Below are 22,648 nucleotides of genomic sequence, written 5' to 3'. Positions count from 1 at the left end.
TTGTTAATAAATTGGAAGGTGTGAACAAAGATATATGAAAGGGTTTTCGCCTTAAATTACTTTTACTTAACCTAAATCGAAACGTATAAAATAACCAGCCAGATTACACTAAATACAGAACCAAAATACACCATAGGCATATTTTCTTTAAGATTTTTCTTAATCAAACCTGCATAAATTAACCAACCAATAAAAGCAATAAAATAAAGTGGAACTGCGAATACAAGCATAACAGATAATTTTTATAATCAAATATAAGTATTCAATTTGGCGTTAAAATATTTCATTACAACTTATTTCTAAATTCATTGCAGCTGTAAACAACCTTCAACTCAAATATGTTACTTTTATAAAGTAAATTTTTTTATAAATGATTCAATCATCCGATGTTTTTTACAGCAATTTACCCGCCCAACATATAAAGTTAAGTAAGCTGTTTGTTCAAACCGAACTTTTTAAGCAAATTCCCGACGATTGGCATGTAATCATTACAGACATTAAAGGATCTACGAAAGCTGTTTTGGAAGGTTTTAACGAAAATGTAAATCTTATAGCTACGGGAAGCATTGTTGCCGTTTTAAATTTAGCCTACAGCTCTGGGATAACTATACCTTTCTTTTTCGGCGGAGATGGAGCAACCTTTCTGGTTCCGTCTTCCATTTTGGATGCTGCATTAAAAAAGCTATCTATTTTTAAAGAAAATACCCTTACCAATTTTAACTTAAATTTACGTGTTGGTACCGTTCCTGTAACACAAATCTATAATGCAGGTTTTCAAATTCGCATTAGTAAATTTCATGTATCAGAGTTTTTTTCCATTCCTGTTATTTTAGGTGATGGATTGAGTTATGCAGAAAAATTAATTAAAGCCGAAGATTATTTATTGGCACCAATACATCAGCAAGATGAGATTTTAGATTTAAACGGAATGCAATGCAGATGGGATAAAATTGATCCGCCTCAGCATAGCAACGAAGTAGTAACTTTATTGGTTGTGATAAATAAGAGTGAAGAGCAACCCAAAATTTTTAGTGCGATAGTTAATCAACTAGATATAATTTATGGTGAACCCAAAAAGAGACAACCTATATCGGTAGATAAACTTCGGTTCAATACCACCTTTAACAGGTTGAGTAGAGAAATGCGGACGCGGATCGGAGAAGTTAAAATCTTCGAATTGATGAAAACCTGGGTAATCAATTTGTACGGATACATTTACTTTAGAACAGAAAGTGGTAAAAACTACCTAAATAGATTGGTAGAAATGTCTGATACATTGGTGCTTGATGGAAAAATTAATACTGTGATATCGGGAAACGAGCAACAAAGATTGAGATTGGTAAAATACCTTGATAAGTTGGAAGCTCAAAGGTCTATTGTTTATGGGTTATATGTTAGTCCGAATTCTACCATGTCATGCTATGTACGCGATTTAGTAAATGAGCATATCCATTTTGTCGATGGTTCTGAAGGAGGCTATACTCAAGCCGCAGGAATTTTAAAAGCCAAAATATCAGACCAATAAAAATTTAGTGAGGAGTAAAAAAGTTTCGGCTGAATAAAAGAACTAATTTTGCCAAAAATTGGTAAATGAAGAATAACAAAAGCATCTTAATACCGCCCGTTCCTGCTGTAATATTATCCATTGTTAGCGTTCAAGGTGGCGCAGCTATTGCAAAAGGAATTTTTCCGGTTATAGGTGCTGCAGCAACTTCTTCGTTAAGAATCGTATTATCAGCAATAATTCTAATCTTATTCAACAGGCCAAGCTTAAAAAATTTAACGCCTCAACAGTGGAAAACGGTTTCTCTTTATGGGATAACATTGGGCTTAATGAATTTAATTTTCTATAAAGCTATAGAAAGAATTCCTTTAGGTTTGGGCGTAACTTTAGAATTCATCGGTCCTTTGGTATTGGCAATATCGGGCTCTAAAAAAGCTTTAGATTTTTTGTGGGTTGTTTTAGCGGCTATTGGAATTGCTTTTATAGCTCCATGGAAGAGCAACGGGGTAGATTTAATTGGTGTGATATTGGCTTTAGTTGCAGGCATTTTTTGGGCTGCATATATTGTTTTAGGTGGTCGAATTTCCAAAATAATGGATGGAGGTAAAGCAGTGACCATTGGTATGATGTTCGCATCTGCAGTAATTATTCCTTTTGCTCTTGCAGATGGAATTTTGGTGAATATTACACCAAAGATTTTTATGGCTGGGTTAGCATTGGCTTTACTTTCTAGCGCCATTCCATTTACTTTGGAAATGAAAGCACTAAAAAAAATGCCTGCTAAAACTTTCAGTATTTTAATGAGTTTAGAGCCTGCTGCGGGTGCACTTTCAGGATTAATTTTTTTAAACGAATACCTCTCTTTTTACGAATGGATTGCAGTAGTCCTGGTCATCATCGCAAGTGCAGGTGCCACAATAACAAGAAAACGGCAGGAGCGGGTGATTGTGTAACCCATTGTTAGTTAATGGGCAGAAAGTAAATTAACGTATTTAAACTTGATATTATGCACAGTACTACTTTCCAAAAAGTAAGTTTTTATGATTAAGCTCTATATTAAAATTTACTTTTGCACCTAAAGCATCAAACACCTTTAATATCGTCTCAAATCTCGCATTTTTCACACTGTTTTCAATCTTTGATATTTGAGCCTTCTGTACACCAACGAGTTCTCCTAATTGTTGTTGTGTTAAATTTTGTTCTTGTCTAGCAATTTTTATCGCATTGCCTAATAAATCAATTCTTAATTCATTTTCAAAGGCATCTCGTTTCTCTGTTCCAGGTTGGCCAATATGCTTATCAATCATGGTGTCAAGTGAAACGGTTTTTAACATATTTTTCATAGCTATTTATATTTGTTTTGAAGGTATTGATTTCTTATTTGTTCTGCCTTGATAATTTCTTTTGATGGAGTTTTCTGAGTCTTTTTGATAATGCCGTGTGTAGCAATCACTAATATATCTTCTCCATTAATTTTATCCCAAAAAGAAAAAAGTCTGTAAGATTTGCCATTATAAATGGTACGGAATTCCCAAATAAAATCATTTAATTTTTTAAAAAGTTCATTGTCATTTATTATCTGAGCCTTTTTGATGTTGTAAAAAATCTTATCTCTTGTTTTTTCATCTAGATTTTCCAAAAAGTCGACCGCTTCAGGTAATAATTCTACAATAAATTTTGGCTTCATTCGAGCGTTTTGTCAAATGTACAAAATTTCCTTATTAGGAAACAACAGATTCAAGACAAATCAAAAAAAATTGAGAAAAAATATGCCTTTTGCGGTTTATCCACAAAAGGCATAATTTTTTTGTTTAAATGTAAAGTTATCCAAATTAAAATTTAGAAGCCTAAACCCAAAGTAAAACCTCTTACCGGAGCAGTTATGGTTGCTCCAGCAGTTGCTACACCAGTTGTTAAGTTAATACTGTAAATTTTTTGCGTTCCAGCTACGGTAAATATGCCATAGGCTATTCCGCTGGTACCGCCGATATCAAAACCATTATTTGTTTCTACATTAACGCCAAGTGCACCAACATCTACTAATGTTCCATTATTTGGTGGGTCTTGTCTATACAATCTATCACCTTGAGAATCTATATCGAAAAGAACCGTTGTTGTGGCGCCAGCGAAGTTATTTGTATATGCAGCTCCTGAAATTGATGCAGTTGTTAATGATATCGCACCATCAACAGTTAATGTTCCATCAGCAGGATTTATACGAAAGTTTTGCCCTGTATTGGTTACAATTCTAATTCTATCAACCGTTGGGTTGAAATCAAAACCAACAGATGTGCCAGTAATTAAGGTTGATAATGGAGCTGTACCAACAGCTGTTGCAACACCCGATGAAGCATTTATAGCATAAATTCTACTTGAACTTCCTAAGGCAAAAAGTTGACCGTTTAATGGTCGCATATCAATGCCTAAAATGTTTTCTCCAGTTTGCGTACCTGTAATTGCTTTAACAATTGGTGTCGGAGATGCAGATAGAGGGTTAAAAATTAACAATTCGTTATTGTTAGAAACGGCGTAAGCAACCGGCTCAGTAGGAATGGCTAATCCTGTTATTTGAGAACCTAAATTTCCAATTTTTGATGCTTTGCCAGAATTAACATCAACAGAATATAGTGCAGATACACCACCTGTTGTCAATGCTGCCAGTGCTGCAGTGCCATCTGGATTGATGTCAAAACCACCAACCTCATCAACATCGAATCCTAAAGCGCCAACTTCTACTAATTTTCCGTCATTTGGTGGATCTTGTTTGTGCAATTTATCAGTTGCAGGGTCGATATCAAAAAGTACTGTTGTTGCTGCACCAGCTCTATTTTGCGTATAAGCAACTGATGAAACTTTCGCATTGGTAACGCCATTAATTGTTCCATCAATAGCTGCTACTGTTCCAGTTTCAGGGTTAAGACGTAAATTTTGACCTAAATTAGTCACCAAACGAATTCTGTCAACCGTAGGATTAAAATCAAATCCAACTGATGTACCGCTTAAAGCTGGCGTGAATGGTGTAGCAGAAATTGACCTTGCTATACCGGTTTTCTGGTCGATTACATATAACCGACTGGTACTTCCAACACCATATAATTGTCCGGTTGAAGGGCGGAAATCTATACCTAATATAGTTTCGCCGGTTTGTAAGCCAGTAATCGAAATTGTTGAAGTGATGTTTGATGGATTCTTAGCATTAATTAACAACAATTTGCTGTCGGATGTTAAGGCATAAAAGTTTACATCTGGACCAGGTGTTAAAGTTTCTTGCTCATATCCTCTATCTTTTTTACAAGCGGAGAATAAAATAGGTGTCATAACAGCAAATAGTGCCGCTACGATAAAATGTTTAGTTTTTATCATGATTATGGTAAGGATTTAATTAAAGAATATTATTTATTGTGTAAGCAGATCGCTTACTTCGGCGGTTGCTCTGGTATTTGGAGATGACAATACGTAAGTTCAGCATTTGCAGAACGCTGATAGCTTTTTGAATTTGCATTTTCCTTAAATTCAAATGTAGAAAACCCAGGTATCAGGAAATCTGCAAATTTTATTTTTTCTACTATAGGATTTTCTTTTTCTACTGGTTCAGATTTACCGTCTGATTCCGTTTTAAAGATTTCTTTTGAAACACTTTTTAATGGCATCGTATAAACTACAATTCTACTCGTAAAAACGATTAGCAGAATTAACACAATAAAGAATCTTTGAGAAAAAGATGCCATGTTCAAGATTAAATTTTATCAGATTTTCCATTATCTACGAAAAGTAATCGTGAATAGATTTTGTTCTATGATTACTACGTGAAATTTCAAATTAATTTAAATGAAACTGCTGCATTGAAATCTTCAATTTTAGCAGCTAACCATTAACATTAATCTAAACCCGATTTAAATGAAAAGCCCAAACTTTTTCTGTTTGGCTTGTAATGTTTAGCGGGACTAACACATGATAGTTGTACGATAACTGCTTTTCACAAACTACAGAAAATTACAAATGCTACACTTAATAGGAATATTTATCAGTTATTAATATACAATTAACAATTTGTTTATTAATTGGTGTCAGGTAACTTTTATTTATCTGTCAAAACTTGTAAATTGCTTAATCAAAAAGCAACATACTGTCAGTTTTCTACACTAAAAAAATCCTTACAAAAAACCGACATAAAAAAACTGGAAGGCTTTGAGCTAAATCAATGTCTTTCTAAAACCTGTAAAACAGTTATTACGTAGATAGATATAGTGTAATTATTGATTATTTGGCCTTTAATCGCATGTTAAATTATCTTTTATTAAACTTTCAGCAGGCGGTTTATTTGCTCAGATGGCGCAGTTGTTGATAAAATAAAGAAAATGGTACAGTCACTTTTTATAATTTATTTTATAGTTTAGAGGCGAGCCGTTAAGAAAGGAATTATGGAAGCAAAATTTTCACCACAGGTTAAGGATGTAATCTCTTTTAGTAGAGAGGAAGCGCTGCGCTTAGGGCATGATTACATCGGGACCGAGCATTTATTATTGGGCCTCATACGCGAAGGCGATGGCATGGCTATAAAAATTTTACGATCGTTAGGAGTTGATACCGGTAAATTACGCCGTTCTATTGAAGATGCTGTTCGCGGTACTTCAAGTGTGACGGTTAATTTAGGTAACATACCATTAACTAAACAGGCCGAAAAAGTTTTAAAAATTACTTATTTAGAAGCCAAGATATTTAAGAGCGATTTAATTGGAACGGAACATTTATTGTTATCGGTTTTGAGAGATGATGATAACATTGCTTCGCAAATTTTATTGCAATACGGCGTTACTTACGATGTTTTTAAACAGGAGGTAGAAGTGAATAAAAATGGTTTTAGAGATGATATCTCAAATAGCGCATCTACGGGCGGCGATGATGATTATCGTGAGGAGGAAAGCTTTAGTACTCCAAAAAAGGTTTCTGATATAAAATCGAAAACCCCTGTATTGGATAACTTTGGTCGCGATTTAACAAAAGCCGCTGAAGAAGGTCGTTTAGACCCAATCGTTGGTCGTGAGAAAGAAATTGAGCGTGTTTCGCAAATTTTATCTCGTAGAAAAAAGAACAACCCAATTTTAATCGGTGAGCCAGGCGTTGGTAAATCGGCGATTGCGGAAGGTTTAGCTTTACGTATTGTTCAGCGCAAAGTGTCTCGCGTATTGTTTGGCAAACGCGTAGTTACTTTAGATTTAGCTTCGTTAGTTGCTGGAACAAAATACCGTGGTCAGTTTGAAGAGCGTATGAAAGCCGTGATGAACGAGCTTGAAAAATCTACCGATGTAATTTTATTTATTGATGAGATTCATACCATAGTTGGTGCTGGTGGCGCATCGGGTTCATTAGATGCATCAAATATGTTTAAACCTGCTTTGGCAAGGGGAGAAATTCAATGTATTGGTGCTACAACTCTAGATGAATATCGCCAATATATTGAGAAAGATGGTGCATTAGATCGTCGTTTCCAAAAAGTAATGGTTGAGCCAGCTACACCGGATGAAACTGTTGAGATTTTAACCAGAATTAAAGATAAGTATGAAGAGCATCATGGTGTAACGTATACCGATGAAGCGATTCTAGCTTGTGTTACTTTAACATCACGATACATTTCAGACCGTTTCTTGCCAGATAAAGCCATTGATGCTTTGGATGAAGCTGGTTCTAGAGTGCATTTGACTAACATCCACGTTCCTCAAAACATTATTGATATCGAAGCGAAAATCGAAGACATTAAGTTAGAGAAAAACAAAGTTGTTCGTAGCCAGAAATATGAAGAAGCTGCAAAACTTCGCGACACCGAGAAGAATTTAATTGAAGAATTAGATAAAGCTAAAGCGGAGTGGGAAGCAGAAACTAAAACTAAGCGCTACGAAGTTTCAGAAGATAATGTTGCCGAAGTGGTTGCCATGATGACAGGAATTCCTGTTCAACGTGTTGGCCAAACAGATAGCATTAAATTATTGAACATGTACGATAAGGTGGCCGAAAAAATTATTGGTCAGGATGATGCAATTAAGAAATTAACCAAAGCCATTCAACGTACAAGAGCCGGATTAAAAGATCCTAAAAAGCCAATTGGTTCATTTATTTTCTTAGGTCCGACTGGTGTTGGTAAAACAGAATTGGCAAAAGAATTAGCTCGTTTTATGTTTGATAGTGATGATTCGCTAATTCAAATAGACATGAGTGAATACATGGAGAAATTTGCGGTATCACGTTTGGTAGGAGCGCCTCCGGGTTATGTAGGTTACGAAGAAGGTGGACAATTAACAGAAAAAGTTAGAAGAAAACCTTATGCAGTTATTCTATTAGATGAGATTGAAAAAGCTCACCCTGATGTATTTAATATTTTGTTGCAGGTATTAGATGAAGGTCAGTTAACAGATAGTTTAGGTCGTAAGGTTGATTTTAGAAATACAATCATCATCATGACATCTAACATCGGTGCCCGTCAGTTAAAAGATTTTGGTCAAGGTGTTGGTTTCTCAACTACAGCTAAAACAAATCAGGCAGATTCTCACAGTCGTGGCGTAATAGAAAGTGCGTTGAAACGTGCTTTTGCTCCAGAATTTTTGAACCGTGTAGATGACGTTGTAGTATTTAACAGCTTAGGTAAAGATGAAATTTTCAGAATCATTGATATCGAATTGAAAGCTTTATTTGGAAGAGTTCATACTTTAGGTTACGAAATTATTTTAACCGAAAACGCAAAAGAATATATTGCTGATAAGGGTTTTGATAGTAATTTTGGTGCACGACCGTTAAAAAGAGCAATTCAGAAATATCTTGAGGACCCAATTGCCGAAGAAATATTGAAAGGTGAATTAGCTGAAGGTGATGTTTTAGAAATTGATTATGATAAAACGACAGAGGTGATTTCAATCGTTCACAAAAAAGGTGAGAAGAAAAAGGAAGAACCAAAAGAAGAAGATTCTTCAAATAAATAATATAAACTCCCGATGAAAATCGGGAGTTTTTTTATGCCCTATTATTCATAAAGTTAATATAGCAACCTGAATTTGATTATTAATTTTCTTTAACATTATTAATAAGCTGATTTTTTAAGCTAACGTCACCCTGAATTTATTTCAGGGTCATTATAGCAGGAAAGATGCTGAAATAAATTCAGCAAGACGTGTCGTATAAGCAATACGGCTACAAAACAGCAAACATATCAAGTTTAAGAATCGAACTCCGGTCATCAACTTACTATTTCATTGATATGCTGAATTAAATTTTCTTTCTTTGTGTTTTCCTTACACATCCCTATTAAATGAAATTTGCATCTTTGATTTTATTATTTCTTGTCATATCTGTCACTTCTTGCAAAAAGAATGATTTATCAGTTACAACTAATAATGAAAAACCCTTAAATACCGGCTTGGTGGTTAATACGAATTTAAATAACGACTTATTTCTAAAATTAGTGAATGATGTACGCAAAGCCGGATGTAATTGTGGTTCATCAATTATGCCAGCCGTTGCTCCACTAGCCTGGAATAATCTTTTGGCTGCTGCAGCCCTAGCGCACAGCAAAGATATGAATGCCAATAATTACTTTAGTCATACATCATTAGATGGGAAAAATGCAGGCATGAGAATTACTGCTGCTGGCTACCAATGGACAACTTACGGAGAAAATATTGCTGCGGGGCAACCTAATGAGCAAGCTGTTTTTGATGCTTGGATTACTAGTGAAGGTCACTGCAAAAATATTATGAATGCTAATTTTAAAGAAATGGCTGTTGCAAAAGATGGTCGGTATTGGACACAGGAATTCGCAGCTAAATAATTAATTAAATTTCTATACGTCTATAAATTATCAAGTAAGCGTCCTACACCAGTTCCAGCAAAGCGGCGTAATAATGCTCATAATTCGAAGGATTTGTATTTAGAAAAAGAAATGGTTCAATAAGTTCAAGTTCCATTAATACAAATTCGTTGTTAATTACTGCGCCATCAACACGAGCATACAAACAATTTTTTGCAAATAAATCTACATAGCTTTGTGCCTCAGCTAATAATTTTTCTGTTGGTTCTTGAGGATAAATCGTTCCTCCATAAGCATGCTGAACCCTAAAATCACCAGACTTTGCTTTTTTAAGCAATGCATGGCTAAATTTTCCATTAAAAAATATCAACGACCACTCGCCGCTATCGGTAATCTCGTTTAAGAACGGCTGCACTATAAATTCTTCGTCGAGTAACAGCAATTTTAGTTTTTCTGTTATATCCTCAACGGTATCACTTGTAACCTTAAAAGTGTTTTTAGAACCACCGCTAATGCATGGTTTTACAATAAGTTTATCTGTGTTAAATTGCTTAAAATAACTATTTAGATTTGTTTGCTGGCTTCTGTTTAAAAACACGCTAGGTGTAACTTTTAAGCCAGCGGCCTCTATTTCTAATAAATAATGTTTATCAGCATTCCATTTTACAACATCAGTAGGATTTAATAAACGTATGTTTTTAGCTTCCAAAACTTCGAGCCATTGATAAAAATCATTGATAAAATCAAAATAATCCCATGGAGATTTTAGTATTGCCAATTGATAATTATCCCAATTTACGGATGGATCATTCCAGATTACTTTTTCAATAGTTAAACCTTTTGATTTCAAAAAATCTAGTAATTGATCATCTTCACTTTCAACAGTAGTTGAATCATAAGCACCTTTATCCTGATAGGTAACGTAAGCGATATTCATATTTAACATAGCGGCAAATTTAATATTTATTTGTAAAGAGGTTAAAATAAAGTCATCTGCTCGCTAGGAATTTTAAAAAGACTGTGGTTTAAAATAATTTCATTTTGGTTAAGTCCGTTTAGTCGACAATGGAGTTTAAAGTTATTCTTTATCATTTCTGCAATTTTCCCATCGCCACGCATTCTATCGCCAAACCTGCTATCGCTAACATTTCCGCCATGGCAACTTTGTATCATGTGCCAAACTTTATCAAACCTATCGGGAAAGTTTTTTCGTAACCAATCTTCAAAAATTTGTCCTATCGCACCATTAAGCCTTACAATTGTATAACCAGCTTTAATGGCACCGGCATTTGCAACCGCTTTTAAAATCGCGGGAATTTCATGGTCGCTTAAACCAGGTATTAATGGAGCAACCATCACACCCATTGGTATGCCTGCTTTGCTCAATTGTTCTACAACTTTTAATCTTTGATTGGCCGTTGCTGTTCTAGGTTCCATTGCTAAACGCAGTTTATTATTTAAACTATTAATTGAAGAATAAACCATAATCAGATTCAGCTTTGCCATTTCTTGCAGTACATCAATATCACGTAGAATTAATGAATTTTTAGTGATCATCCCGATAGGTTGTCGGTACTCCAACGCAATTTCCAAAAGTTGTCGGGTTAGTTTAAATTTTCTTTCAGCAGGCTGATAACAATCTGTATTGCCAGAAAGTGAGATTGTTGAGGCATCCCAACCTTTTTTCTCCAGGAACTTTTTAAAAAGGGCAGGAGCATCCTTTTTTACAATTATTTTTCGTTCGAAATCTAAACCTGCGCTATAACCCCAATATTGATGCGCATTTCTGGCATAGCAATATGTGCAACCATGTTCGCAGCCTTGATATGGATTGAGCGAATAAGCCATACCAACATCCGGACTATCAACTTTATTAACAATGGTTTTCGAATTTTCTAGAAGAAAAGTTGTTTTTTGGTCGTTTTCTTCCCAATCATCAATCCCTTCATCATGCTCTTTCACATAACTGTTTTTTATAAACTTATTATGTGGGTTAACCTGAGCGCCTCTACCTTTAAAATACTGATTTTCTTCCTCATTAACCATAATCTAAATTACTAATATTTTTAGTAAATAGATTGGTTGTTGATAAAATGTTTAAAAGAATTTACTGTCGAGCTAAAGGGATATAGTCCATGGGAACCATATCTCCGATTTTTTCATATGCCCAATATCCTTCATACAGCATCGAACGAGAATCGTAAATTCCGCCATTTGCATAAAATCGAACCGGGTTTTGAGTGGTGTGGTTTACAACAGAAATTTCATATTCTGGAACATCCAACGGACGGAAAACCCAAAAGCCAGTATTAGAATATGCTAAAGATTCTTTTTCCTTAGTATATTGTACACAAAGTGCATCGGTATAATTTATCCACTTTAAGTTATCATTGTAATCATGAACAAGTGTATCAGGAATTACATCAGCTCTGCTAAATTTATCAATAAATCGTGGCATTTCTTTTTGCTTCGTCCAAAATTCAAGAAGTCCAACATCAACCTTTCCTGCTACTTTTCTAATTCCGGTTTTTTCGGCTAGCGTTCTTATTTTTGATAAATTTTCGTTGATTACATTTTCCGGAGATCGGTTCGGATTGGGGGTTTTAATTATCTTATTAATCAAGAATCCTTCTTCTTTAGTTCTGCCTTCATAAAGCGACCTGAAGAAATGTTGCGATGAACCATAATAGGCAATTTCTCGGGCTTCAATATATTTTTTCTTTTTTGCTGCCGATGCTTTTAATTCTTCGAAAAAAGGGTGGCCAGAAAAATAAATAATTCGGGTGCGGCTATTGTACTCAAAATAATCCAGCATATATTTCAATCTGTAACCCAAAGCCTTATTCTCTACAATTAAAAATTCAGTCGTTTTAACCGTAAGCAAACTTTTGGTTACATCAAAATCTACATTTAATACCTGCGGATTTAAAATTTTACACTGTTTAGAATTTGGTGTTATCCCAATAAAATATTCTGTAAACTGTTTAATGTATTTAGCTCGGTTTGGGTCGGCTCGGATGGTTACTTCATTAAGCTGAACAGTATTTTCTTTTAATAATAAATCTACCTGAACTGATTTATCTGCAATGATTACTCCTTTAGAAAATGGTAAATATCCAACCATTTGTACAAGCAAATCGTAACTGCCGGGCTTTAAATTTGGGATGTTGAAATTACCATTGTTATCTGCAACTGTAGCAATTTTATAACCACTTAAATAAATTCCTGCTCCGGGAAGGCCGCCTTGTTTATCACGCACTTTTCCACTTATCGAAAAAGTGTTCTGACTAAAAGCGCTAAGTCCACAACAAAAAAATAGCAGAGATAAAAGGATGCTTTTGATCATGAGAGCGAATGTAACCAAATGGAATAATAAATATTAAAATTTATAAATGATTTTAACATTTTTAACATTTGATTTATCAATCACTTTGATGGGTTTACTTTGGGTACTACGTAATCTAAAGGAACACTATCTGCAATCTTTTCCCAACTCCAATAGCCCTGAAAAAGCATAGATCGTGGATTATAAGTGCCACCATTTTGATAAAAATATACCGGAGCAACCAATAAGTTTATAAGTGAAATTTGATAATCGTTCATTTTTAGCGGTCTTGATATGGATAAACCTATTCGATTGGCATAGCTGGCGGCTTCTTTTTCTTTAGTATAAATTACATATAAAATATCGGTAAAGTTTATGCTTTTGATACTTTCATTATAAACCTTTACTAGCGTATCTGGCAATAGCTCTTGTTGGTTTAAAATTGAAATTTCTTTTGGTTTATTCTTCTGATTAATCCAATAACTTAATGAATCGCCATTTGTTATTTTAATGGCACCGGTAGAACTTAATTTAGCCGATGTTAATCTTTGTATATTAGATTTAATAACGCTATCGGCAGGTCGGGTTTTATCAACTTGCTTTATTAGTTTGTTCATAATAAAACCTTCTTCTTTCGATTTTCCAGCATATAAACTGCTAAAAAAATGTTGAGTAGAGCCGCTGTAAGCTTCGGCTCTTTTGGTTGCCCATCGTTTAATTTTTCCTTTAGAACCTTTTAAATCTTCATAATATGGATAGCCCTCATAATATATAATGCGGCTTTTATTATCAAACTCAAAATTATTAAGCATGTACTTAATCCTGTAACCCAAAGCCTGGTTTTCTATAATGAGGAATTGATTGGTTTTAACGGTGAGTTTAGAATCATCGGTACTGTAATCTATAATTAAAACATTTGGGTTAATAATTTTGCATTGAGCCGCATTAGGAGTAGTGCCGACGAAGAAATCGAAAAACATTCTTATATAGCCTTCTCGGTTTGGATCTGGTTTTATCGTTACTTCATTAAGTTGAACGGCGTCTTCTTCAAGCAAAGCATCTAAAGTAATCGCCTTATCATCTACAATTATGTTTTTATTTAAAGCTTTATAACCAATAATTTGAATCAGAATATCATAATTCCCTGGCTTTAATTTTAAACTGTAGCGACCATTATTATCTGTAACAGTTGCAATTTTATAGCCGCTTACGTAAACACCAGCACCCGGCAAGCCATCTCCGCGTTTATCTTTTACAATTCCAGATAAATTAAAACTTTGCTGTGAGAATACAGAAGTGCAAATAAATACCAGAAAGATTATGAGTAGTGTTCTTTTCATACTAACAAATATAAACTAATTTGTTAGTTATTGGTTAATTAGTCTTGCAGTTTAAATGCAATATCGACCTTATAAATAGATTTGATTGGTTTGCCATTTGCGATTTCAGGAATCCATCGTGGCGATTTTGATATAACTTTCACGGCAGCTTCGCTACAACCATAACCAATGGTATTGATAATTCTTGGGTTTGATATAGACCCATCCCTTTCAATATCAAATTCTACACTCACCATTCCTTCAATGTTATTTTTTACAGCAGCCAATGGATAGTCTAGGTTACCATTTATAAATTTTGTAAATTTAGTAATACCACCTGGAAATGTTGCACTTTGTGTAGGTGCAGGATAGTAGCAATCTACATCATCCTTAATCAAAGTAAATTTGGTTAGTTTTTTCTTTTTTACACGCTTAGCGTAGATAGCAGCAATTTCTTGATTATTTATTTCGTTGATTTTTGGATTTATCCTTATTAGGATTTGTCGACTTCCATAATTAACAAAAGTATGTTCTGCTCCTAAAGCTCTAAAAGATAAAGTATCAGTGGGTTTTATGCCATCAAGAATAAAATTACCCACACTATCAGTTATAGTGCCTACATTATAGCTATTATAATATTGTTGATTTGGAGTTTTACTCTTTATCAATACGTTTGAGATTTTGCTTCCGTCTAACGAAATTATTTTACCTCGAACATTTATCGTGTCTATTGCAACAACCTGCTGAGCTTGATTTTGACCATAGATATTCAATGCATTTACGATTGAAATTACGATTATTATAATTTTTTTCATAAAAGAAAGATGTTGCTATTTAGCAATATCCATAACTAACCTAAAAGTTCTTTTGCATTCTCTATTGCCGATGCTCCTGGATTTTTGCCACTCAGCATTTCTGCAATTGTGGCAATACGTTCTTCTTGTTTTAATTTACGAATTCCGGTTGTGGTTTTGCCATCGCCATCATTTTTATAAACAAAGTAATGGGAGTTTCCTTTTGCAGCGATTTGTGGCAAATGAGTGATAGAAATTACCTGCATGTTTTCTCCTAAATCGGCAATTACTTCGCCAACTTTTAACGCAGTTTCGCCAGAAATTCCAGTATCTATTTCATCAAAAATGATGGTCGGGAGTGAGGTATGTTTAGCCAACAAAGCTTTAATAGATAACATTAACCTTGATAGTTCACCACCTGAAGCAACTTTATTTACCGGTGCCGGCGGCTGACCAGCATTTGCGGTAAAAAGTAAGTTAATTTCATCGAAACCATCTTTATTAAGTTCGGTCAACACAGTTTGCGATAATACCAATTTTGCATTTGGCATACCTACCTGATGTAATGTTTTGGTAGTTTGTTCCTCAACTAATTTTATTGCTTTTTTTCTATTTGCACTTAATTGATTTGCCTGCTTTGTCAATTCAATCTTTAGCTGCTCGTTTGCTTTCTTTAATTGTTCAATATTTTCATCTGATGAAAGCAACTGATTAAGATTTACCTCCAGTTGATTTTTTAAAGCAATCAATTCTGAAGTATTCGCAACACGATGCTTTTGTTGGAGCGAATAAAGTGAATCTAATCGTTGATTTATACTATCTAATTTCTCTGAACTATGCAATGTGTTTCCTTCGATAGTCGCCGTTTCATCAGCAATATCTTTAATTTCTATTATGGATGAACGCAACCGCTCAAAAAGAATGTTGATTTCAGGATCGAATTTCTCTATTGATTGCAACTGAATTTGTGCTTCTTTCAAAAGTTGAATAGCGGATGGCTCACTTTCGGTTAACAAGCCGGTAGCCGTTAGTAATGCTCTTTTTATGGTTTCGGCATGCGTAAGTTTTTCTAACTCTTGCTCCAGCTCTTCCTGCTCGTGTTCTTTTAAATTGGCTTGCTCTAATTCATTAAATAAAAATTGTTCATAATCCTGTTTGCTTCTGGCATCGGCTGCATCACTAATTAATTTTTTTAGTTGCGCTGTATTTGATTTTAGTTTTTTAAAACCGTTTCTATAATCACACAACAATGTAAAGTGATTGGAAAGAGAATCTACAATTAGAAGTTGAAAATCAACATCATTAATTTCTTGAGTTGCATGCTGCGAATGAATATCGATTAGTTTTTCTCCAATTTGCTTTAGCAGCGATAAATTTACTGGTGTATCATTGATAAAAGAGCGTGATTTACCATCGATGGATATTTCTCTTCGTAAAGTAGTCTCATTAAAAAAATCCAGGTCGGCTTCTTCAAACTGAACTTTTAAATTTTCATCAACTAATAAAAAGGTTCCTTCTATAACACATTTTTTATCTTGATTGAAAAAATATTTACTTTCGGCCCTTTGACCTAAAATTAGTGAAAGTGCACCTAATATAATAGATTTACCTGCACCAGTTTCTCCAGTGATTATATTTAAGCCCTTATCAAATTCGATATCTAAACTATCGATTAATGCGTAATTACGAATGGAAATTTTTTGTAGCATAACTGAAGCAAAAATACTAAAAACTTATTTTAACATTGGTTACAAAACAAAAACGGCGAAGATTATTCTTCGCCGTTTTAAAATATATTTGGTTGGTTTTTAGTTCTCCATTTTTTCAGGTTTTTCTTTCCTTTCAGCTTTTTGCTTTCTTTCCATTTTTTCCTGTAGTTCTTTTACCTCTTTATCAAACTTTTGTCTCAACTTTTTATATTCTTCAGTTTGTCTTAAATTATTTGATCTTTCAATATCGAACATTCTAACCGAATTCAAATCCCTTCTAGCTTGAAAAACTGAGTCAGCCCTAACCCGAGAGTAACCCGATTTTAAGCCTGCTAGGTTTTTTGAAGCATTAATCCTGAGATTTACATCACCATCAAGATTTTCGATATTAGGTAAGGCGGATAAAATTTCGTTAACTTTTGTAAGTTGCGCAATGGCTTCAGGAGATGAGTATTCTTTGGCCATGTCTTCTCCAATTTTCTTCCATTTTGCTTGTGCTTCTGGCGAACCATATTCTTTAGCTATATCTTCACCAAATTTTTTCCACTTTGCTTGTGCTTCTGGTGATGAATAAGCTTTGGCTACTTCCTCGCCAAATTTTTTCCATTTTGCCTGCGCTTCTGGAGATGAATAAGCTTTTGCCACTTCTTCACCATATTTTTTCCACTTTGCTTGTGCTTCAGGAGATGAATATGCTTTTGCAACATCTTCACCGTATCTTTTCCATTTTAACTGCGCTGCGGGAGAATTAAAGCTTTTATAAATTTTGGCTTGAAATAGGGAATCGCGAGTTTTAAATGTAGAATCTGATTTAAATAGATATGCATTGTTTCCGTTAAAAAGTTCTTCTTGATAAAAATCTTTCCGCAGACTATCTGGCATATCTCTTAACGAGTTATATTCAGTTTTTTTGCCATTCGCATCAATCGTAACAATTTTTATTTTTCGTTTTTTAGTCGTGTCCAAATATATTATCGGACGATTAGCTTCCGTTAAATTTAACTTTGATAAAGGATTACTAACGATTTTGATTTCATTAGTTTTCTTCTCAGCTGGATTTATCCATGCGATAGAAAACAAGCATGCAACACCTAAAGTTAAGGCGGCCATTTGCTGTTTGGCATTTAAATAATTTGTTTTCATATTGGTTATTCGTTTAATACGTTGATATAAGTTTTGAGTTTTTCCGGTTGCTGCTAATGCATATGCCGGACTGGTTTTGTCTTTCAATAATTCTAATTTTAATAAGGCATGAGCATAATTAAGGGGCTTTCCTGTAGCCTTTAATACTAAATCATCACAGGCATGTTCTCGTTCTATATGTATAAATTTCCCAGCCATCCACACAAATGGATTGTAAAAAAGAAATGTTTCAATAGCAGTTTTAATTAGGTTTAGCAGAAAGTCATTCCTGCGGATATGAGAAAGTTCGTGAATTAAGATAGCTTCAACCTGGTCGTTATCAAGCTGATTAACTAAAGCCAATGGAAATAAAACAACTGGCTTTAAATATCCAATTACTAAAGGAACATTTACAATTTCTGATAAATGAAAAGCAACTTTTTTATTGATTTTTAAATTCGCTGTAACCGTTGCAAAAATTAATTTCCACTCTTCGGGAATGTTGCTCAAACCTTGATTTTTGAATCTATTTAATTTGCTGTATCCTTTTATTATAACAAACAACTGAAGTGCTATTCCAATTAAGTAGAATGTAATAACCAAAGGAAAATATTGCTCTGCCTTACTGCTAAAGGTTTGGGGTAAATTATTTAAATATAGATAAGCATCTAAATTCGAAATACTTTCAGCTGCATTTTTTACCGGAATGCTTTTAATAATTTGGCTGATAAAATTGTATCCGAAACAACCAAACATTAAAACTATGGAGCCGAAAGCCAGATTGTGTTTGTACTTAGCTTGTAGTTTTGGTAAGCTAAATAATATGATGAACAATACACCATAAATAAGTGCACTTTGCCACAAGGAGTTTAAGATGCTCCAACCAAATGCTTTGATAAATTGTTGAACTAAAGTTTCCATATTAGCTGTTTTTTTCTAATTTTTCTAAATACTTTTTTATTTCATCTATCTCATCTGCACTTGCGCTGTGGTTGCCCAAAGCTTGCATCACTAATCTTGCTGCCGAACCATTAAAAACATTATCAATCATTTTGTTAACGAGCTGTTTTTCAGTTTTATCTTGGTTAACAATGGCTTTGTATATATGTGTTTTTTGATTTGTGTCTCGCTCTACCAAACCCTTTTCATGCATAATTTGCATAAGTTTTAAAGTGGTGGTATAACCGGAGTCTTTTTTATCCAAAGCTTCATGAACTTCCCTAACCGTACATAGGCCTTTCTGCCACAGCACTTGTAAAATTTCCATTTCTCCTTCGGTTGGTTTGATGTTGGTATTGCTCATATGTTACAGTTCTACGAATTATTTCGTATGTAAATGTACGAAGATATTCGTAATAACAAAATAAATTTTAAAAAATTTTAATTTTGAGAAGATTTATAGGGTAGGTAGTGGCTGAAGCTAGCTGATAATTAATTACAATGCTCCATCATAAAATACAGTCTAATTTGATTTCAAACCTTCATATTTCCCAATGTTGGCTGGGTCGATTTCGGATAGCATATTATATGCCTTCAAACGCTCTTGAGTATTTAACTTCGATAGAACGTTACTAATTTCTTCTGCTTTTGAAGCAAAGTATACATTTGGAAATATTGAGCCTAATTTTTGCTTATCCATTTGTTGTAAAGATGCTAATGCATTAACAATTGGCATTAAGCCTTTATCATTATCTGTTAACTGATCTAAACCACTAAAATGATAGCTATAAATGAAACTCCTTAGTTCCGCAAAAATGGGGTTTAAGGCATTTTCATTAAACCAAAAGCGATTTCGGAGTCCATCGGCAGCTCTCCATCCAGAGTTTCCAGATGCTTGGGCAAGATTGATAATGTTTTGTGCTTTCTTAAAATATGGCGTTCCACCCATCTTACTGAAACTATCCTTATCTAAACCAATAATGGTATATGCATAATAGGTGAGGAGAGCACTTATGTTTGATATGTAATTTTGGTCAGAAAAATCTATAACAGAACCATCATTAAAAGCAAAATCGAAATTCTTATCACTTATATTTAATAAAGTGCTGTTATACGTACTATTAAATACAGGTCTGCTACTTTGAATTTGTGCTTCTGCAGTATAACCAGAACCACCATCCCAAGAATTTATGGTAATTACAAAATTGCAATCTATACGTTCTTGTGGCTTATAGGTTTCGTTGGTAAACTTATTATTATTTAAATAATCACGAATAGTTTTTTGCAGGGCATCTATTGTAGGCTTACTGATGTTCGATACTTGTGGTGCCAATAATTGTACCCTTGCATTTAATTCTTGCGCCTGAATTTTTCCAATACCGATTAACAAAAGCAAACAAACAAACTTCCTTATCATTTTATTATTTTTAAAATTACTTCACAAATATCTTTAGCAACTTCCATTTTAGATTTCACATCAAAAACCGTTCTTTCAAGTGCTTTGTTAAAAATAGTAATTTTATTTGTATCTGTTTTAAAACCTGCTCCTGTATCTTTTAAAGAATTTAATACAATAAGATCAAGATTTTTCTTTTCTAACTTACCCTTAGCATAATTCTCTTCATCGTTGGTTTCTAAAGCAAACCCAACTAAAATTTGGTTAGTTTTTTTTCTGCTTCCTAACGATGCTAAAATATCAGTTGTCTTTTCTAGTTCTAAAGTCAGATTGTTTTCTTGCTTCTTAATTTTCTCAGTAGAAACCGTCTTAGGTCTATAATCTGCCACGGCGGCACACATAATGGTTATATCTACTTCATCAAAAATTGCGTTACATGCTTCTAACATGTCTTTCGCACTAACAACATCAATTCTATTTAAATTTTGATTTGATTTCTGAGCTGTTGGTCCTGAAATTAAAGTTACGTCTGCTCCAAGTCTTGTAAGCTCATCGGCTATGGCAAAGCCCATCTTACCCGAAGAATGGTTGCCAATAAAGCGTACTGGATCTATAGCTTCATAGGTTGGTCCAGCCGTTACCATGGTCTTTTTTCCATATAAAGGCATAGATTGTTTTAGTGAATTTTCAAGAAATAAAACCAGTTCTTCAGGTTCAGCCATTCGCCCTTCTCCAAATAAGCCACTTGCTAACTCTCCACTTGCAGGTGAAATCACAAAGTTTCCAAAACCTTTTATTTTATTAATATTTTCTTGAGTACTTTCATGCTTCCACATATCTAAATCCATAGCAGGTGCCACATAAACCTGGCATTTTGCCGAAAGATATACTGCTGTTAGAAGATTATCACAAATTCCATTCGCTAATTTAGCCAGAGTATTTGCGCTTATCGGTGCGATGATAATTAAATCAGCCCAAAGGCCTAATTCGACATGATTGCTCCAAACACCTGTTTCCTTTTCGAAATATTGAGTGTAAACTGGATTTTTAGAAAGCGTAGCAAGGGTGAGTGGTGTAATGAAGTTAGCACCATCTGGGGTAAGAATAACCTTAACGTTTGCACCAGCTTTAACTAAAAGCCGAACCAAAAATGCCGATTTATATGCTGCAATGCTGCCGCAAACGCCAAGGATTATGTTTTTATTTTTAAGCATAGTTTATAACCTGTTAAGCAAAGGCAAAAAGCACATCTTAACAACGCTATGCGCCAATACTATACAATAATTATTTTTGTTCTTTTGAAGGATTTCTGTGATAAATTTTTTCATTCAAAAATTCATCAATTGCAACTAGAACTGGCTTAGGCATACGTTCGTAATGCTTGCTGATTTCAATTTGCTCACGGTTTTCAAAAATCTCTTCTAAGTTATCGTTGCTAGATGCAAATTCTGCTAATTTACCATGCAATTCTTCTTTCATGTTATTAGAAATTTGATTTGCTCTCTTCGCAATTACAACTAACGATTCATATAAGTTATCAGTAGTTTTATCTAAATCGTGTACATTTCTGGTAACCGTAGTATTAGGTACAGCAGGTTTGTTAGTATTCATGTGTTACTTGTTTTTAATATCAGTGGTGGTGTTAACTTTGGTAGTATCTTTAATCTTACCAGTTTTTTTAAGCATTTCTAAATATTTTGCTTGCTCAGAAGCATATAATGCCATTTCTTGTTTATTTAATACGATGCCATTTTCAATATCACTTTTAAGCTGCTTAGCATCATTAATAAATTTACTTTTTGGATAGTTTGTTGTAAACTCATTATATAACTCAATTGCCTCATTGTATCTATCTTCCTGGCGAACAGGGATACTATTTTTAGCGTACATGTATTGAGATTTAATCATTAGGAAATCCATCTCTTCAGCATATCTAATATCCGGGAAATCTCTTTGTGCATTTTTTAAAGCTATAACTGCAGCCCTATAATTTTCGACATTACTTGGTCCGGTGGTTAAATACATTTTAGCATTTTCAAATGCTTTATCTTCAAGCTTTCCTCTCAAAGTAGCAATATATTTTGCCGCGGCAGTAGCACGTTCGCTGGTTGGGTATAAATTTATAAATAATTGTAAAGCGTCAATAGCCTTATAAGTATTTTCTTGATCCAAAGAAAAAGTAGGAGATTCTAAATAATAACAGTATGCAGCCATATAACGAGCCTCTTCAGCATCTTTACTGGCAGGGTATGTGTCTGCGAAGCTTTTAAACTGATATCTGGCCGTGGTATAATCTTGTAACTTGTACAAAGTATTGGCATAGTAAAAATTTAGACCTTCAGCTTGTTCTCTACCACGATATTTTTGAGATAAATCCTCAAACAAGACCAATGCCTTACTAAAATCTCTTTTATTATATAACCTAATAGCTTCCTGATATTTTTTGGCAACATCATTACTTGCCCTTAGTTTTTCAAAACGGCTTTTACAACCTGCTATACCAATAGCGGCAACAAATACTAAAATAATTAGGTGTTTAACTTTAAACATTCTGCAAAGATAAATAATAATACGATAACATCAATAAAAACAATTGGGAGCTAAGCTATGGAAAGCATTTCAGTAGTATATATGAGTTAACAATTTTTAACATATATATGTATGTTCATGATTCACTTCTATCCTATGGTAGGAGATACCACTGAATTGTATTAATTTTTCAGAAAATCAGGTTCCTGTTGGTTT

At 34.0% G+C, this 22,648-nt stretch carries 21 protein-coding genes; 4 read left to right on the top strand and 17 right to left on the bottom strand.

What is annotated here, in order from left to right; translation table 11 throughout:
• Positions 1-71: 71 nt before the first annotated feature.
• Positions 72-230 carry a hypothetical protein gene (locus tag D7004_RS20710; RefSeq protein ID WP_167459502.1) on the bottom strand — a complete coding sequence of 53 codons (159 nt, stop codon included), beginning with the start codon at positions 228-230 and terminating at the stop codon, positions 72-74.
• 140 nt (positions 231-370) lie between these two features.
• On the opposite strand from D7004_RS20710, the gene D7004_RS14150 reads away from it, so the two are divergent.
• Positions 371-1,525, top strand: coding sequence for a DUF3095 domain-containing protein (locus D7004_RS14150; protein WP_123206515.1), 1,155 nt, complete (start codon positions 371-373; stop codon positions 1,523-1,525).
• A 65-nt stretch (positions 1,526-1,590) separates the two neighbouring features.
• Positions 1,591-2,457, top strand: coding sequence for an EamA family transporter (locus D7004_RS14145; RefSeq protein WP_123206514.1), 867 nt, complete (start codon positions 1,591-1,593; stop codon positions 2,455-2,457).
• 63 nt (positions 2,458-2,520) lie between these two features.
• Here D7004_RS14145 and D7004_RS14140 read toward each other — a convergent pair whose 3' ends face one another.
• The 4 genes from D7004_RS14140 to D7004_RS14125 form a co-directional block, all read right to left on the bottom strand.
• On the bottom strand, positions 2,521-2,847 hold the full coding sequence (locus tag D7004_RS14140) for a helix-turn-helix transcriptional regulator (protein WP_123206513.1): 327 nt from the start codon (positions 2,845-2,847) through the stop codon (positions 2,521-2,523).
• A gap of 2 nt (positions 2,848-2,849) precedes the next feature.
• The gene (locus D7004_RS14135; protein ID WP_123206512.1) at positions 2,850-3,191 is read right to left on the bottom strand and encodes a type II toxin-antitoxin system RelE/ParE family toxin; all 342 of its coding nucleotides are present in this window, start codon (positions 3,189-3,191) and stop codon (positions 2,850-2,852) included.
• 152 nt (positions 3,192-3,343) lie between these two features.
• Positions 3,344-4,867, bottom strand: coding sequence for a DUF4394 domain-containing protein (locus tag D7004_RS14130; protein ID WP_123206511.1), 1,524 nt, complete (start codon positions 4,865-4,867; stop codon positions 3,344-3,346).
• 53 nt (positions 4,868-4,920) lie between these two features.
• Entirely contained in the window at positions 4,921-5,232 is a 312-nt protein-coding gene (locus D7004_RS14125; protein WP_148042805.1) for a hypothetical protein, read from the bottom strand.
• 693 nt (positions 5,233-5,925) lie between these two features.
• Here D7004_RS14125 and D7004_RS14120 point away from each other — a divergent pair.
• Complete coding sequence (locus tag D7004_RS14120; RefSeq protein WP_123206509.1) at positions 5,926-8,475, top strand: ATP-dependent Clp protease ATP-binding subunit; 2,550 nt, start codon at positions 5,926-5,928, stop codon at positions 8,473-8,475.
• 326 nt (positions 8,476-8,801) lie between these two features.
• Complete coding sequence (locus D7004_RS14115) at positions 8,802-9,320, top strand: CAP domain-containing protein (RefSeq protein ID WP_123206508.1); 519 nt, start codon at positions 8,802-8,804, stop codon at positions 9,318-9,320.
• Positions 9,321-9,363: 43 nt separating this feature from the next.
• On the opposite strand, the gene D7004_RS14110 is transcribed toward D7004_RS14115, so the two are convergent.
• The 12 genes from D7004_RS14110 to D7004_RS14055 all read right to left on the bottom strand — a co-directional run bounded on the left by D7004_RS14110 (position 9,364) and on the right by D7004_RS14055 (position 22,453).
• Positions 9,364-10,245 (bottom strand): ATP-grasp domain-containing protein, encoded by an 882-nt coding sequence (locus tag D7004_RS14110; RefSeq protein ID WP_244214342.1) that lies wholly within the window; start codon positions 10,243-10,245, stop codon positions 9,364-9,366.
• Between the two features lie 32 nt (positions 10,246-10,277).
• A complete protein-coding gene (locus D7004_RS14105) occupies positions 10,278-11,345 on the bottom strand; it encodes a PA0069 family radical SAM protein (RefSeq protein ID WP_123206507.1) in 1,068 nt (355 codons plus the stop codon).
• A 61-nt stretch (positions 11,346-11,406) separates the two neighbouring features.
• Positions 11,407-12,645 (bottom strand): carboxypeptidase-like regulatory domain-containing protein, encoded by a 1,239-nt coding sequence (locus tag D7004_RS14100; RefSeq protein ID WP_123206506.1) that lies wholly within the window; start codon positions 12,643-12,645, stop codon positions 11,407-11,409.
• A gap of 80 nt (positions 12,646-12,725) precedes the next feature.
• A complete protein-coding gene (locus D7004_RS14095; protein WP_123206505.1) occupies positions 12,726-13,964 on the bottom strand; it encodes a carboxypeptidase-like regulatory domain-containing protein in 1,239 nt (412 codons plus the stop codon).
• A gap of 38 nt (positions 13,965-14,002) precedes the next feature.
• Entirely contained in the window at positions 14,003-14,758 is a 756-nt protein-coding gene (locus D7004_RS14090; protein WP_123206504.1) for an energy transducer TonB, read from the bottom strand.
• A 35-nt stretch (positions 14,759-14,793) separates the two neighbouring features.
• Positions 14,794-16,446, bottom strand: a complete 1,653-nt coding sequence (gene recN / locus D7004_RS14085) for a DNA repair protein RecN (protein WP_123206503.1) — start codon at positions 16,444-16,446, stop codon at positions 14,794-14,796.
• Positions 16,447-16,545: 99 nt separating this feature from the next.
• The gene (locus D7004_RS14080) at positions 16,546-18,489 is read right to left on the bottom strand and encodes a M56 family metallopeptidase (protein ID WP_123206502.1); all 1,944 of its coding nucleotides are present in this window, start codon (positions 18,487-18,489) and stop codon (positions 16,546-16,548) included.
• Position 18,490: 1 nt separating this feature from the next.
• Positions 18,491-18,835 carry a BlaI/MecI/CopY family transcriptional regulator gene (locus D7004_RS14075; RefSeq protein WP_341867679.1) on the bottom strand — a complete coding sequence of 115 codons (345 nt, stop codon included), beginning with the start codon at positions 18,833-18,835 and terminating at the stop codon, positions 18,491-18,493.
• Between the two features lie 195 nt (positions 18,836-19,030).
• Positions 19,031-19,924, bottom strand: a complete 894-nt coding sequence (porD, locus tag D7004_RS14070; RefSeq protein WP_123206500.1) for a type IX secretion system protein PorD — start codon at positions 19,922-19,924, stop codon at positions 19,031-19,033.
• Positions 19,921-21,117 carry a bifunctional phosphopantothenoylcysteine decarboxylase/phosphopantothenate--cysteine ligase CoaBC gene (coaBC, locus tag D7004_RS14065; protein WP_123206499.1) on the bottom strand — a complete coding sequence of 399 codons (1,197 nt, stop codon included), beginning with the start codon at positions 21,115-21,117 and terminating at the stop codon, positions 19,921-19,923. Before coaBC ends, porD begins: the two co-directional genes overlap by 4 nt.
• Positions 21,118-21,187: 70 nt before the next feature.
• Positions 21,188-21,514, bottom strand: coding sequence for a DNA-directed RNA polymerase subunit omega (locus tag D7004_RS14060; RefSeq protein WP_109926040.1), 327 nt, complete (start codon positions 21,512-21,514; stop codon positions 21,188-21,190).
• A 3-nt stretch (positions 21,515-21,517) separates the two neighbouring features.
• The gene (locus D7004_RS14055) at positions 21,518-22,453 is read right to left on the bottom strand and encodes an outer membrane protein assembly factor BamD (protein WP_123206498.1); all 936 of its coding nucleotides are present in this window, start codon (positions 22,451-22,453) and stop codon (positions 21,518-21,520) included.
• Positions 22,454-22,648 lie beyond the last annotated feature (195 nt).

The sequence above is a fragment of the Pedobacter jejuensis genome, assembly GCF_003725795.1.
In the GTDB taxonomy this organism is placed as follows: Bacteria; Bacteroidota; Bacteroidia; order Sphingobacteriales; family Sphingobacteriaceae; genus Pedobacter; species Pedobacter jejuensis.
Note: the sequence above shows the minus strand (reverse complement) of the source record. Positions and strands in the feature narration are given on the sequence as shown.